Below are 15080 nucleotides of genomic sequence, written 5' to 3'. Positions count from 1 at the left end.
GGCGTTCGAGGGGTGTCCACACCCTCACCGCCGCTTACCCCAGTCGCCGCTTACCCCATAGCATCTGGATTGCCCGCGAAAGCTATCGCGGGCAATGACTGCGAGGGTGAGGTTATTCCTTCCGCGCAAATTCCGTCGGCGTGCGTCCCGTCACCTGGCGGAAGGCTGCCGAGAAGGCAGGCACGCTGGCATAGCCGAGCTGCGAGGCGAGCTGCTTGACCGAGACTTCAGCATCGGTCGACAGTCTTTCGATCGCGGCCGCGATGCGGGCGCGCTGGCACCAGCTCTTGAAGCTGAGCTGCGTCTCGGAGGAGAACAGCCGGGACAACGTGCGCGCGGAGGTTCCGACCTCGTGCGCGAGCGTCTCGATCTCGTAGCTCCCGGTCGGATCATCCAGCACGATCAGGGCGGCGCGTCGGCAGCGGGGCTCCCGCGGCAGCGGCACGAAGGTCGCGGAATCCTCGGCCTGGTGCAGTTCCAGCATCACCAGGCGAACCAGCAGCTCCGTGCGCTCGGGCGCATTGCGAGAATCAAAGAGCGCCAGGATCGCCTGGTGCAGGAGCGGCGACACCCGCACCACGAACTCCTTGCCGAGCCCCTTGGCGCGCTGCTCGCGTTTCAGCCAGGGCAGGTCGAAATAGAGGGTGCGCATCTCGATGTCGGCGAGCACGTCGATGGCGTGTTCGAGATGGGCCGGCACCCAGACCGCGCGGTCCGGCGGCACCAGCCAGCGGCCCTTGGGCGTGGTTACCTGCATCGTGCCTTTCGCGGCATAGACGAGCTGCGCCTCGCGGTGCATGTGCGGGTCGAGCCGCAGGCCCTTGGGGTAGTCGCGCGCGACGAGGTGCACGCCGGCGGTCGAGCGGTGATTTCCGTGCACTTCCTTGATTGGCGTTTCGACGACAGTCATTGGCAGCATCCCGTCATGACTCCGACATATAACCCATTTCGGGACAGGAGAGGATTCGCACGTCATGAACAACCCCGGCCGGGTGATCGGTTTCGTCAACGCCGCCCATTTCATCGATCACTATGCGATGCTGATCTTCGCCGCCGCCGTGATCATCATGGGGCCGGCGCTCGGCATGGCCTATTCGGAGCTGCTGCCTTACGCGACACCGGGTTTCATCGCCTTCGGCGCGGGATCGCTGCTGACTGGTTGGCTGGGCGACCGTTGGAGCCGCCGCCACATGATGGTGATCTTCTTCATCGGCATCGGCGTCTCGATGATCTCGGTCGGCTTCGTGCAGACGCAGGTCGAGCTTGGCGCGGCGCTGCTCGCGATCGGCATCTTCGCCTCGATCTACCATCCCGTCGGCACCGCGATGATCGTGTCCTATGCCGACAGGCTCGGCCGCGAGATGGGGCTGAACGGCGTCTGGGGCAATCTCGGCGTTGCATCGTCCGCCTTGGTCACTGGCGTGATCGGGCAATATCTCGGCTGGCGTTTTGCCTTCATCGTTCCAGGCGTCGTCACGATGCTGATCGGCATCGCCTTCGCCATGACAGTCGTGCATGAGGATCGCAAGGGCAGCAAGCAGGCGGCGGCGCAGGCGCGCGTTGCAAAGCAGGACATGTGGCGCGTGGTCCTTGCACTGCTGATCGTCGTGATCGCGATCTCGACGACCTTCAATGCTGTGACGGTGGCGCTGCCAAAGCTGTTCGCCGAACGGCTCGCGGATCTCACCAGGAGCCCGGCGCTGTTGGGGGTGATCGCCGCCTGTGTCTACGTGTTCGGCGCGATGACGCAGTACACGATCGGCCGGCTGCTCGATCATTATTCGCTGAAGACGGTGGCGCTGCCGCTGTCCTTCATGCTGGCGCCGTTCCTGTATCTGGCGGCGAGCCTGTCCAACCTGCCGCTGATCGTGGTCTCGATCGGCATCGTCATGGGCGCGTTCGGGCAGGTCACGGTCAACGACGCCATGGTCGGCAAATACACCACCGAGGAATGGCGCTCGCGCGCCTATGCGGTGCGCTATTTCGTCGGCTTCACCGCGGCCGGCGCCTCTGTCGGCCTGGTCGCCTGGCTTTACGAGCAGGGCGGCTTCGTCACCATGCTGCGGGCCTTCGCCGCGCTCTGCCTGCTCGCCATCGCGGCTGCGATCATCCTGCCGCGCGAGATCAGGACGCCGCAGCCGGCGTGACGGATCATGTCCACCGGAGGCGGGAACTCGCTCCGCCTCCCGCGGGTTCTACCCCTAGTCGCCGGCACCGCGCTGGATCAACCGAAGGGGAAACGATATCTGCATGCAGTGGAGCCTGCTCCGACCGGTCGGCTTCGTTCCCGCGGCGCTTGTCCTCACGACCATTGCGGCCGGCGCCGAGGGCGGCAAATCCACAGGTCCGTCTGAATTTCTCCTGGTGGCGCAGATCGTGGTCCTGATCGCCGTGGGCCGCGGCCTCGGCGAGATCATGCAGCGCGTCGGGCAGCCTTCGGTGATCGGCGAATTGCTTGCCGGCATCCTGCTCGGGCCGTCACTGTTCGGCTGGATCTGGCCCGAGGCGCAGCAGGCGGTGTTTCCGAAGACGCCCGAGCAGAAGGCGATGATCGATGGCATCGCCCAGTTCGGCATCCTGCTTTTGTTGCTGCTGACCGGCATGGAGACCGACCTCAAGCTGGTCAGGAAGATTGGCAAGGCAGCCATCGCGATCTCGATTGCCGGCATCATCGTTCCCTTCGCCTGCGGCTTCGCGCTCGGAGAATTCCTGCCCGATGCGCTCCTGCCCAATCCGCAAGCGCGGCTGGTGGCCTCGCTCTTCATGGGTACGGCGCTGTCGATCTCGTCGGTGAAGATCGTGGCTGTGGTCGTGCGCGAGATGAATTTCATGCGCCGCAATGTCGGCCAGATCATCGTCGCGACCGCAGTCATCGACGACACGATCGGCTGGATCATCATCGCCGTCATCTTCAGCCTCGCATCGCAAGGCACGCTCGATGTCGCTTCCGTCGCCAAGGCCGTGATCGGTACGCTGGCCTTCCTCGCCGTCAGCTTCACCGTCGGCCGGCGGCTGGTGTTCCACCTTATCCGCTGGGCCAACGATACCCTCGTCAGCACCGCGCCGGTCATTACCGTGATCCTGCTGCTGATGGGTACCATGGCGCTGATCACGCATCTCATCGGCGTGCACACCGTGCTCGGCGCCTTCGTCGCCGGCATCCTGGTTGGGGAGTCTCCGATCCTGACCCGGCAGATCGACGAGCGCCTGCGCGGATTGATCTCGAGCTTTTTCATGCCGGTGTTCTTCGGTCTCGCCGGGCTCAGCGCAGATCTCACGGTGCTCCGCGATCCCCATCTCCTGATGCTCACCGGCCTGCTCGTCCTGATCGCGAGTGTCGGCAAGTTCGGCGGCGCCTTCGTCGGCGGGACCATAGGCGGTCTGAGCTACCGGGAATCGCTGGCGCTCGCGAGCGGGATGAACGCGCGCGGCTCGACCGAGGTCATCATCGCGACCATCGGCCTTTCCATCGGCGTGCTCAGCCAGAACTTGTTCACGATGATCGTGACGATGGCGATCGTGACGACAATGGCAATGCCGCCGATGCTGCGCGTGGCACTGTCGAAGCTGCCGATGAGCAGGGAGGAGAAGGAGCGGCTCGAGCGCGAGGAGTTCGAGAAGCGCGGTTTTGTCGCCAATCTCGAGCGGCCCCTGCTGGCCGTCGACGAAAGCGTCAACGCTACCTTTGCCGCCCACATCGCGGGCCTGGTCGCCGGCATGCGTGGCCTGCCGATCACGGTGCTGCAAATTGGCCGACGAGCGAAGGAACAAGAAAAGGGAGTCAGCGAAGGGGAGAGTCACGAAGCCGTGGTGAAGAGAGCCGCCGAAGCTGTCGCCGGCATTGGCGGCGGAGAGGGCGGCCACGTCGACGTCATCACGCGAACCCGGCGGGCGGAGCTGGGCGAAGCGATCGCCGACGAAGCGCGGAAGGGATTTGACCTCCTGGTCGTGGGCGTCGACAAGGTTACCGCGACCAAGGATCGTTTCGACAGGAAGGTCGAGGATGTCGCAGCGGAGTTCGAAGGGCCGCTTGCGATCGTGGCGGCCAAAGGCAAGCACTTGAAGCAACCGATGCCCGACGCATTCAACATTCTCGTTCCGGTCTCCGGCAGCGGCGTCTCCAAGCGCGGCGCGGAAGTTGCGGTCGCGCTGGCGCAGGCGGGATCAGGCTCGCTCCGCGTCGTCTATGTGGCGACGACCCGGGACAAGGGCGCGCAGCGTGGTACGTCCCGCGGACTGACCAAGGAGGAGGGCATCCTCAAGGACACAAGCGATCTCGCCGCTCGTTACGACGTCGACATCACGACGACGTTGCGCGTGAACCGCGCGCCGGAGGCGGCGATCCTCCGTGAGATCGACACCACCGATGTCGATCTCGTGGTCATGGGCGTCGACCGCATCCAGGCCGATCATCTCTCCTTTGGAGGCGTCGCTGATGCGGTGCTCAGGCAGTCGAAGGTTTCGGTGCTCCTGGTGTCGAGCGGCGAGGCACGCCGGACTCCCGCGGAGAAAGCCTAGCACTTCATCTCTGCGCCTTGCAGGTCGCGGTTACCCGCCTTGGTCCACGCTTGGCCACTCACAAGCGGGATACTTTGGGAGCCAAAGCGAAGTGCGAAATTGGCTGGCGCCGACATTTCGTTTTTGTTACATTTTTGTGACATAGGCCACACCTGCTGCTCTGCTCGACTTGATAGGGTTGAGTCCATGATGGCGCATCTCAGGCTACCGATCATCTTCATCGCCCTTGTCGTTGCGACCCAGAGCCTGGCCGCCGAGACCAGGGGTGCGGGCTCCACTTTCGTTTCGCCCGTGATGGCGAAATGGATCGACGCCTACAAGGCAACGACCGGCAATACCGTCAGTTATCAGGCGGTGGGCTCGAGCATTGGCGTCGGCTTGATCAAGAAGGAAGCCGTCGATTTCGGCGCGACCGATATGCCGCTTGACCCGAAAGAGTTGCAGAAGCTCGACATGATGCAATTTCCGATCGTGATCGGGGGCGTCGTCCCGGTTGTCAATATCGAGGGCGTGAAGCCGGGCCAGATTCGCTTCACGGGCCAGATGCTGGCGGACATCTACCTCGGCAGGCTGAGATCATGGGATGATCCAGCCATTCAGGCGGTCAACCCCGATCTGAAGCTGCCGGCCAAGCCGATCACCGTCGTCCATCGCATCGATGGATCCGGGACGACGTTCAACTGGTCGAACTATCTCTCGAAGATCAGCGCGCAATGGAAGGCAAGCGTAGGCGAGGGTACCTCGGTCGAGTGGCCGCTCGGGCTGGGCGGAAAAGGCAATGATGGCGTCGCCTCGCTCGTCAGTCTGGTCCCCGGCTCGATCGGCTACCTTGAATATTCCTACGCGCTGCAGCGGCTCGACAGGATTTCCTTCGGCGTGGTCCAGAACAGCGCCGGCAACTTCGTCAGCCCCAACGCCAAATCATTCCAGGCAGCAGCCTCGAGCGCAGCCTGGACGACGGCGAAAGATTTCTATCTCGTTCTCACCAATGCTCCCGGGGAAGATGCATACCCCATCACGGCCACGACATTCGTGTTGATGCACAAGCAGCCAAAATCGCCGGAGAGGTCGACAACCACCATCGACTTCGTTCGCTGGTCTCTGGAAAGCGGCAAGTCCCAGGCCGAAATGCTCAACTACGTTCCCCTGCCGGCCGCGTTGATCCAGCAGATCGAGTCGTATTGGCAGCAGAGCCTTCAAGCCTCCACGATGTCGGCATCGGCCGCCAGCAAGCAATGACATTTGTGTGTGGCGTTGGTATGCCGATCGCCTAGGGTCTCGCGAACCGTCACATCAAATGAGCGATGGGGAATTGGGTCGCAACGGAACGACGGCTTGGGCTCAATCGCGTCGACATGGCCACATCCTCTCTCTCGTCCGCCATGGACAACACCTGACGTCACCACATTCGTCCGAGAGCCGTCTGCAGGTCATGAGAGCCAGAGGCCCAACAGGGCTGGCTAGGTCGTCCCCACGTGTTGCGACAATGACATCATGCACCTGATTTGCCGCGACGCGTCAAATTGTGTCGGAAAATACGAAAATCTCCGTTCCGTCGCGTCGACAGGGGCACGGCCGCCAGCGTTAACGATGTCTGCATCCTGATAATTCGTCGATACTTCTTAGCGAAGTCTTATGGGGTTCATCCTTAGGTAGCAGGCGACTTCAGTGTCAGGAGTAACCACAATGTCGTTCGGCAAGCGTCAATCCGGAGTTGGTGCCGGTGCACAAGCTCTTAACGTCGACATGGCTGCTGCACGAAGCTCGGCCGGCACCGACGCGGCTCAGGCGACAGGCGGCCCGCTTCGCTGGCTCATCCTGTTTCTCGCTTGTTGCGGGGGGCTTTACGGGCTGTTTGTCAGCTATGGTCCGGACATCGTGCGCGACCATCGCCTGGCCGGAACCTGGCAGCCAGCGTATGACTTGCAGGCTATGGAGGGTAAGTGCAAGCGAACAAACTTCGTGATCACCTTCTGCACGGCCAAGATCAAATCTGTCGCCAAGCCTGATCAAGCGCCGATCGATGTTGGTTTCTACATGCTCTTCTCAGGCGGTGGCGGGGAGGCGCTCGTGCCGGTGCGCTCAACGACCGACCGCACGGCGGTCTCGATCTTCTACGCCGCGGAAGCAAAGCTCTGGAACCGTACGCTGTCGTTTGTTGTCTCGGCGGGCATATTGGCTCTGATGGCCTTCGTCGCGCTCTCGCTTCTCGGGAAAGCGGTCAGGTCATGATGACCGACGTCTGACCGCGAGCGTCACCTCGCCGATCATTTCGAAAGCACCGTTCATTGTATCCGTAAGGTTTCTGAAGAACATCCCGGATTCATCCACTCCCTTTGCAGATCGAGTGCGTAGGCCGTGTCATTGCTCAAAGTTCTTGGCGCCATCTGCGGCATTTTGCTGTTTTGGGGCTATTTCCAATTGCCTTCCGGCTCCGGCGACGTGGCGTCTCGACAGACCCTGTCCATCAGCGAGGAGACGGACCGCGTCCTGCTCGGCTGGAGCGGGCCGGTGCAGGAGCCGATGAGCGAGCGTGTCGCTGCGGCCCTTGATCGTTACAAGGCCGATCGACGCCGGCTCGTGCTCGTCCTCAACTCGCCGGGCGGCTCGATCGAGCATGGACGCAAAGTCGTCGCCGCGATCCGCGCCCGCGATCGTGCGATCGATACGCTCGTCCAGAAAGCCGGCGTCTGTGCCTCGATGTGCGTTCCGATTTTTCTCGCTGGCGCCAGCCGGATGGCCGATCCCGAAGCCTACTTCATGTTTCACCAGGCCAGCTTACAGAGCAGTGCCAGGGAAAGCATGAAGCAACGGGAGTTCGGCAGCGTCGAGAATGCTTTCTTCTCGGAAATGGTCAAGTCGATCGAGACGCATGCCACCGACGAGTTCTTCCGTAACGACATCGGCATCCGCGGCGTTAGCGAGGTCTGGCTTGCCATGATGCGTAAGAAGATCTCGGGCAGCGATATCTGGATGAGCGGTCAACAGCTCGTAGATGAGGGCTCTGGCATCGTCGATAGCCTTGTTCGCACGCCCGCTCGTTAGCAGACATCAGCCAACTGCACCAAGTCTGAGGGCACGTACCAGGGCACAGGATCAGCTCGGCCGCCCGGTATCCGTCCTAACGCAGGCGTTGCGATCATGACTGTATGCACCTGATTTGCCCGACGCGTCAAGTTATTTCGTAAAATACGAAATTTTCGTGCCGGCGTCGTCAGCTACTTTGCATGGGGTTGTTTTCGACATTTTTGCTCCTCCCTCGTCGGAGAGAGGGGAGCGCCTAGGATTTCGCCTCGACGGCCGGCTTCGCCACCGGCGCTGTCTTCTTCGACGCACGCCAGTTCTCGAAACGCTGCACCACCACGAAGAAGGCAGGCACGAACAACACGGCGAGGCAGGTCGAGGCGAGCATCCCTGAGAACACGGTGATGCCGATCGACTTGCGGGCGCTGGCGCCGGCGCCGGTTGCGAGCACCAGCGGCACGACGCCGAGGATGAAGGCGAACGACGTCATCAGGATCGGCCGGAAGCGGGCGCGTGCCGCTTCGATCGCGGACTCCAGCAACGGTTTGCCGTCGCGGACGTGCAACTCCAGCCCGACCTCGACGATCAGGATGGCGTTCTTGGCCGACAGCGCGATGAGGAGGATCAGGCCGATCTGGCAATAGAGGTTGTTGTCGATGTTGAGGCCATTGAGCACCAGCATCGGCCCGATCAGCGACAGCGGCACCGCGAGGATCACCGAGATCGGTGCGTACCAGCTTTCGTACTGGCCTGCGAGCACGAGATAGACCAGCAGCATGGCGAGGCCGAACACCCAGTAGATCTGGTTGGAGACGGCCTTCTCCTGATAGGACATCGCGGTCCATTCGAAGCCGGTGCCGGGCGGCAGCGTCTTGTCCGCGATCTCCTCCATCAATTGCAGGGATTCGCCGGACGAGTACCCCTGCGCCGGCAGGCCGACGATGGTCGAGGAGGGATAGAGATTGTAGAGGCTGATCAGCGACGGACCCGTGGCCGGCGTGATCGTGGCGACGGTGCCGATCGGGATCATGTCGCCGTTCGAGTTGCGAACCTGCATGTTGGCGATGTCGCGCTCGGTGACGCGGAACGCCGGATCGGCCTGGGTATAGACCTGGAACACGCGGCCGAACTTGTTGAACTGGTTGACGTAGGATGAGCCGAGATAGGTCGACAGCGCCGAGAATACCTGGTCCGTCGTCACATGCAGCGTCTGGGTCTTGATGCGGTCGATCTCGACGTTGAATTGCGGCACCGACGAGCGGAACGAGGACGAGACGCGCTGGAGCGCACTCTGGCTCTGGGCGTTAGAGACCATCGCGCTCGTGATCGCCTGGAGCTTTGCGAAATCGCTGTTGCCGTCGCGCAGCTCGACCTGCATCGAGAAGCCGGCGGCGTTGCCGATGCCCTGAATCGGCGGCGGCGGCAGCACCAGCGTGCGTGCCTCCATGATGGTCGCGACCCTGTCGTTCAGGCCGTACACCAGCGAACGCAGATCCTCGCCTTTGCCCCGCGCATCCCAGTCCTTCAGGATGATGTAGGCGACGCCGGCATTCGCGAGGCTCGCGCTGTTGTCGAGCGCGGAAATGCCGGCAATGGTGATGACCTGCTGGACGCCCGGCGTGTCCTTGATAAGCTCGCTGGCCTTGTCGAGCACCTTCTGGGTTCGCTCGAGAGAAGCGCCGTCGGGTAGCTGCACGGCGGCGATCAGATAGCCCTGGTCCTCGATCGGCAGGAAGCCGGTCGGCACCCGTGAGAGGCCGTAGCCGCCGATCGCGATCAGGACCAATGCAATCGCGACCGAGACCGTGGCGTTCCTGACGAGGGCGCCGATCAGCCGCGTATAACCCCGCTCGACGCGGTTATAGACGGCGTTGAAGCCGCGGTAGAAGAAGTTGCGCTGCTCCGGCGGCACGGTCGGCCGCAGCCACAGCGCGCACTGCGTCGGCTTCAGCGTCGCCGCGTTGATGGCGCTGAGCAGCGCGGTCGCGGCGATCACCAGCGCGAATTGCGAATAGATGCGACCCGTGAGTCCTGCGAGGAACGAGGCCGGCAGGAACACCGAGATCAGCACAAGAGTAATTCCGACGATCGGCGCGAACAGCTGGTCCATCGCCCGGATCGCGGCGTCGTGACCGTTCATGCCCTGCTCGATGTTGTGGGCGGCGCCTTCCACAACGACGATGGCGTCGTCGACCACGATGCCGATCGCGAGCACGATCGCAAACAGCGTCGACATGTTGATGGTGAAGCCGAGCGCGGCCATGGCGGCGAACGCGCCAATGATGGTCACCGGCACCGTCGTCGCCGGCACCAGCATCGCGCGCCAATCCTGCAGGAACACCAGGATCACGACCAGGACCAGGAGACCCGCCTCGATCAGGGTCATGTAGACCTCATGCACCGAGGCCTGCACGAATTTGGTGGTGTCGAACGGCGTGTCGTATTTGATGCCTTCCGGAAATCGCTTGGCGAGTTCCGCCATCTTCTTTTCGACGGCCTGCTCGACCTGCAGCGCATTGGCGCCGGGCGACTGGAACACGCCGATGCCGGTGGCGGGCTGCTTGTTGAGCGAGAATATCTGGCTGTAGGTCTGCGCGCCCAGCTCGACCCAGCCGACGTCGCGCACGCGCGTGACGTCGCCGCTGGTGCCGGTCTTGACGATGATGTTCTCGAACTGCGTGGTGTCGTCGAGGCGTCCGTTGACGTTGAGAGTGTACTGGAACGCCTGACCCGGCGGCGTCGGCGGCGCGCCGACCTGGCCGGCCGACACCTGTTGGCTCTGCTGCTGGATCGCGTTGATGACGTCCTGCGGCACCAGATCGCGGGCCAGCAGCTTGTTGGGATCCAGCCACACCCGCATCGAATACTGGCCGGCGCCGAATACCGTGACGTTGCCAACGCCGGGCAGGCGCGAGAGCTCGTCGCGGATGTTGATGGTGGCGTAGTTGCTCAAATAAAGGCTGTCGAACCTGGAGTCCGGCGAGGTCAGCGTTACGAACAGCAGGATCGAGGTCGACCGTTTCTGCACGGTCACGCCCTGGTTCTGCACCGATTGCGGGAGTTGCGACAAAGCGCTGGAGACGCGGTTCTGCACCAGCACTTGCGCGAAGTTGAGGTCGGTGCCGATCTTGAAGGTCACGGTCAACGTGTAGGTGCCGTCGGAGCCGCTGTAGGACTGCATATAGAGCATGTCCTCGACACCGTTGACCTGCTGCTCGATCGGCAGCGCGACCGTGTCGATCACGGTTTTCGCGCTGGCGCCGGGATAGCGCGTGGTGACCTGCACCGTGGGCGGTACCACGTCCGGATATTGCGCGATTGCGAGGTTGAACAGAGCGACGCCGCCGATCAGGATCATCAGAAGCGCGATGACGTTCGAGAGGACCGGCCGCTCGATGAAGAATTTTGAGATCATGGCCGGCAGCTCCTACTTGGCAGACGCCTGTGGCTGCTCGATCTTCGTCAGCTGCGGATCGATCTTCTGGCCCGGGATCACCCGCAACAAGCCTGCGATCACGACACGGTCGTCCGGCTTCAGGCCGTTCTCGATCACGCGCAGGCCGTTGTCGACCTGACCAATTTGCACCTTGCGCTGCTCGACCGTGTTCTCGTTGTTGACCACCAGCAGATAGCGGCCGCCCTGGTCGCTGCCAAGGGCTGTGTCGGGGACAAGAAGCGCATTCTTGTCCTGGTCGAAGGGCACGCGGACGCGGACGAAATAGCCGGGCAGCAAAACCCGCTTGTCATTGGGAATGAGGCCGCGCACCGCGAGCGTGCCGGTCGACGAGTTGAGGGTGGGCGAGACATAATCGAGGTGGCCCTCATGCGGATAGCCGGTCTCGGTTTGCAGGCCGACCTCGACCGGCAACTGCTTGAGGTCGGCGACGGTCATTCCGCGGCGGGCTGCTTCGGCGCGGATGCGTAGGACGTCCTGCTCATTGACCGTGAAGTTCACCCAGATCGGGTCCAGCGCGACAATGGTCGCGAGCTGCGTCGGGGAGGAGACGCCGACGAGCTCGCCGATCGAGACCAGGTGCGCGCTGACGATGCCGTCGAAAGGCGCCGAGACCTTTGTGTAGCCGTAATTGACCTCGGCGAGCCTCGTGTTGACCTGGGCCTGCTGGAGACTGGCTTGGGCGTTGTCACGGGTGGATGTCGACGTGTCGAGGGTCGATTGTGAGACCGCCTGGCGCTGCACGAGCTCGGTCTGCCGCTTGAAGTCGGCTTCGGCCTGCTTGAGCGTGGCCTGCGCGCCGACCTCGGCGGCCTGCGCCTGTTCGACCTTCAGCTTGTAGGTTTCCGGCTCGATCGTGAAGAGCTGGGTGCCCTGTTTCACGAAGGTGCCGTCCTGATAGTCGATCGTTTGCAAAAAGCCCTGCACGCGGGCCACGAGATCTACGCTCTTGATCGGCGCAGTGTTGCCGGTGGCCTCGACATAGCGCGTCACTGCGCGCTGCACGGGCACTGCGACATCCACCTTGGGCGGCGGCGGCGGCGCGTAGACGTTCTTCTGATCGCACCCCGCAAGTGCGACGACGACGGTCATTGCGGCGAGGAGCCGCCCGATCTGTCCAGGCTGTTGATCGTGCCGTGCGGGACAAGCGAGATTCGCGCGCGTCATTGCGGTGTTCCCCGTCTGTTGTATGCCTGCGGCAGGCCGCCTCGCGATTTGATAGCAACAAACGGGGGGCCGTGGAACACCATAGCCATGGCGGCGCGATGGTCTTGCACTGCGAAGAGCGGCGCGGCATGTGACAGTTTTGTCTGTGATTACGGCAAATCCGCTTTTCACCGGGCGCACGATCGATCACAATTTCGACGGGGTACGGATGACGGACGAGCGGACGGGGAGACACATGACATGCCAATCTCGATCTGGCCGGCCTGCGCCGGTCTCGCGCTCGCGGCGATGATGGCGGTGCCGGCGATGGCGGAGGATCTCAGGGCTGAAATTGCGCCGAGCGGCAAATTGCGCGTCGCCATCGCGATCAGCCCGGCCGGCGGCGCGTTCTGGTCGACCAGGACTGAAGCAGGCTTCGCCGGCGTGCCCGTCGACCTCGGCAAGGCGATGGCGGGCGAGCTCGGCGTGTCAGTCGAATATGTGGTGCACAACAATTCCGGACAGATCACCGACACGGCCGCGAGGGGGAGCTGGGATGTCACGTTCCTGCCGAAGGATCCCGAACGTGAGACCAAGATGGCGTTCGGGCCGATCTACGAGGTCGCCGACGCCACATACATCGTCAAGCCGGGATCGGGCGTGACCAATTTTGCGACGCTCGACCAGCCCGGCATCAAGGTTGCCGCCGTCAACGCCACGACCACGATGCGCGGCGCCGTCGCGCATCTAAAGGCTGCGAAGGTGACGGGCTATCAGACCTATGACGAAATCTTCGAACTCCTGAAGAACGGTGAGATCGACGCCTTCGCGCTGTCGCGCGACCAGCTCAACAAGATGGCGCAAAAGATTCCCGGCACGCGCGTGCTGGACGAGACCTTCAAGAAGACGGTCACTGCGGTCGCCGTGCCACTCGGCCATTCGCAGGCGCTGGCGTTCGTCACCAAGTTCATGACCGATGCGCTCGTCAATGGCACCTTGCGCAGAGCCTATGACGCCAACGGCCTGAAGGACGCGCCGATCCGGACGGAATAGGGCGTCCCTTCGTCGAAACGAGCGCGCTGAGGATCTCGGCCAAACACGCCGCCCAAAAAAAACGCAGCCTCGCGAAGGCCGCGTGATGCGGTCTGCGTCAAACCGACACAGACCTGTCATTCACGGCGGTTAGTTTGCCGCGCGTCGATGTCATAATTTTTGATCTTGGGGCAATAAGATGAAAAACAAACTTCTCGGCACGACCGCGATTCTCGCGGTCGCGATGGCGCTCGTGTGCGGCGCACCGGTGTTCGGTCAGGACGACTTCGATCGCGATCAACGCCACCACCACACCGAGACGCCGATCAAGCATCTCGTGGTCATCTTCAACGAGAACCGCTCGTTCGACAATTATTTCGCAACGTATCCGAATGCGACCAACCCGTCGGGCTCGATTCCTTTCGTTGCCAAGCCGCATACGCCGAAGGTGAACAACCTCGCCAACGCCAACTTGCTGACAAGCAATCCGAACAACAACGCGGCCAACGGCGCCGGCGCGACGAATCCTTTCCGTCTTGACCGCACGCAGGCCAACACTCAGTCGCAGAACCATGCCTACACGCCGGAGCAGCAGGCCTATGACAACGGCAAGGCTGATCTGTTCCCGAAATATACCGGTCGCGGCACAGCCGGCGGCGTCGGTGCTTTCGGCACCACCGGCCAGGTGATGGGCTATTTCGACGGCAACACCGTCACCGCGTTCTGGAATTACGCGCAGCACTTCGCGATGAACGACAATGCCTACACCGACACCTATGGTCCGTCGACGGTGGGCGCGTTGAACGTGATTTCGGGCCAGACCAATGGCGCAGTGGCGGTGCTCGGCAATAATCCCACGCAAATCATCGCAGACGGCCAGGGTGGCCTCACGGTGATCGGCGACCCCGGTCCCGCCTATGATCCTTGCAGCACGCCGGGCTACACGACGCAGGTCACGATGACCGGCAAGAACATTGGTGATCTGCTCAACGATGCCGGCATCAGCTGGGGTTCGTTCATGGGCGGCTTCGATCTTTCCGTGACCAACTCGAACGGCACCACCGGCTGCGCACGCAGCTCGTTTTCGACCGTCGTCGGCGCCGCCAAGGCGGACTATGTTCCGCATCACGCCTGGTTTCAGTTCTACAAGTCGACCGCGAATTCGACCCATGCGCGGCCGAGCTCGGTCCATGCGATCGGCCACACCTACGAGAAGGACGGCAAGACCCTCGATCCCGCCAATCACGGCTACGACCTCGAGGATTTTTACGCGGCGGTGAAGGCAGGCAATCTCCCAGCGGTCTCCTACGTCAAACTGCCTGCCTATCAGGATGGCCATGCTGGCTATTCCGATCCCCTCGACGAGCAGCAGGGAACGGTCGAGCTGATCAACTTCCTCCAGAAGCAGCCCGAGTGGCGCGAGACGGCTGTCATCATCACCTATGACGACTCGGACGGCTGGTATGACCACGCTTACGCCACGCCTACGAGCGCCTCCTACGACACGACCGCCGATCAGCTTAACGGTTCCGGCCAGTGCGGCCTCGGCACCGCCAAGCAGCCGCAACAGAACGGTGTCAGCGGCAAGCCCGTCAACGGCCGTTGCGGTCCCGCCACCCGCGTGCCCTTCGTCGTGATCTCGCCCTACGCCAAGACCAACTTCGTCAGCCACACCGCCATCTCACAGGCTTCGGTGGTGCGCTTCATCGAAGACAACTGGCTGCACGGCAAGCGCCTCGGCGGCGGCTCGTTCGATGCAACGGCCGGTTCGATCATGGATCTGTTCGATTTCCATCAGGACCATGGCCACGATCTCAGGATCGACGCGCTGTTCCTCGACCCGACCTCTGGCACGGTCGTGGTCAGCCCCCCGGACGAGCACCATCACCACTAGGATTATTGGACG

10 protein-coding genes are annotated in these 15080 nt (G+C 62.7%); 7 read left to right on the top strand and 3 right to left on the bottom strand.

Annotation, left to right across the window (positions count from 1 at the left end; genetic code table 11):
- Window positions 1-112: 112 nt before the first annotated feature.
- Complete coding sequence (locus tag SO180_RS33710) at window positions 113-910, bottom strand: AraC family transcriptional regulator (protein ID WP_449383135.1); 798 nt, start codon at window positions 908-910, stop codon at window positions 113-115.
- A 64-nt stretch (window positions 911-974) separates the two neighbouring features.
- On the opposite strand from SO180_RS33710, the gene SO180_RS33705 reads away from it, so the two are divergent.
- The 5 genes from SO180_RS33705 (at window position 975) to SO180_RS33685 (ending at window position 7563) form a co-directional block, all read left to right on the top strand.
- Window positions 975-2147 (top strand): MFS transporter, encoded by a 1173-nt coding sequence (locus SO180_RS33705; RefSeq protein ID WP_449383134.1) that lies wholly within the window; start codon window positions 975-977, stop codon window positions 2145-2147.
- A 103-nt stretch (window positions 2148-2250) separates the two neighbouring features.
- A complete protein-coding gene (locus tag SO180_RS33700) occupies window positions 2251-4518 on the top strand; it encodes a cation:proton antiporter domain-containing protein (RefSeq protein ID WP_449383133.1) in 2268 nt (755 codons plus the stop codon).
- Window positions 4519-4704: 186 nt separating this feature from the next.
- Window positions 4705-5757, top strand: a complete 1053-nt coding sequence (gene pstS, locus SO180_RS33695) for a phosphate ABC transporter substrate-binding protein PstS (protein ID WP_449383132.1) — start codon at window positions 4705-4707, stop codon at window positions 5755-5757.
- A 447-nt stretch (window positions 5758-6204) separates the two neighbouring features.
- On the top strand, window positions 6205-6750 hold the full coding sequence (locus SO180_RS33690) for a hypothetical protein (protein ID WP_449383131.1): 546 nt from the start codon (window positions 6205-6207) through the stop codon (window positions 6748-6750).
- 126 nt (window positions 6751-6876) lie between these two features.
- Window positions 6877-7563, top strand: a complete 687-nt coding sequence (locus SO180_RS33685; RefSeq protein WP_449383130.1) for an ATP-dependent Clp protease proteolytic subunit — start codon at window positions 6877-6879, stop codon at window positions 7561-7563.
- A 235-nt stretch (window positions 7564-7798) separates the two neighbouring features.
- Here SO180_RS33685 and SO180_RS33680 read toward each other — a convergent pair whose 3' ends face one another.
- Together SO180_RS33680 and SO180_RS33675 are read right to left on the bottom strand one after the other, a co-directional pair.
- Window positions 7799-10957, bottom strand: coding sequence for an efflux RND transporter permease subunit (locus SO180_RS33680; RefSeq protein WP_449383129.1), 3159 nt, complete (start codon window positions 10955-10957; stop codon window positions 7799-7801).
- Between the two features lie 12 nt (window positions 10958-10969).
- On the bottom strand, window positions 10970-12163 hold the full coding sequence (locus tag SO180_RS33675) for an efflux RND transporter periplasmic adaptor subunit (protein ID WP_449383128.1): 1194 nt from the start codon (window positions 12161-12163) through the stop codon (window positions 10970-10972).
- 240 nt (window positions 12164-12403) lie between these two features.
- Between SO180_RS33675 and SO180_RS33670 the strand changes: the two genes are divergently transcribed.
- Together SO180_RS33670 and SO180_RS33665 are read left to right on the top strand one after the other, a co-directional pair.
- Window positions 12404-13195, top strand: a complete 792-nt coding sequence (locus SO180_RS33670) for a transporter substrate-binding domain-containing protein (protein ID WP_449383127.1) — start codon at window positions 12404-12406, stop codon at window positions 13193-13195.
- A 178-nt stretch (window positions 13196-13373) separates the two neighbouring features.
- The gene (locus tag SO180_RS33665) at window positions 13374-15068 is read left to right on the top strand and encodes a phospholipase C (protein ID WP_449383126.1); all 1695 of its coding nucleotides are present in this window, start codon (window positions 13374-13376) and stop codon (window positions 15066-15068) included.
- The last annotated feature ends 12 nt before the right edge of the window (window positions 15069-15080 follow it).

The organism is Bradyrhizobium sp. UFLA05-112 (assembly GCF_053572325.1).
This window is presented reverse-complemented; position numbering and strand designations above follow the sequence as displayed.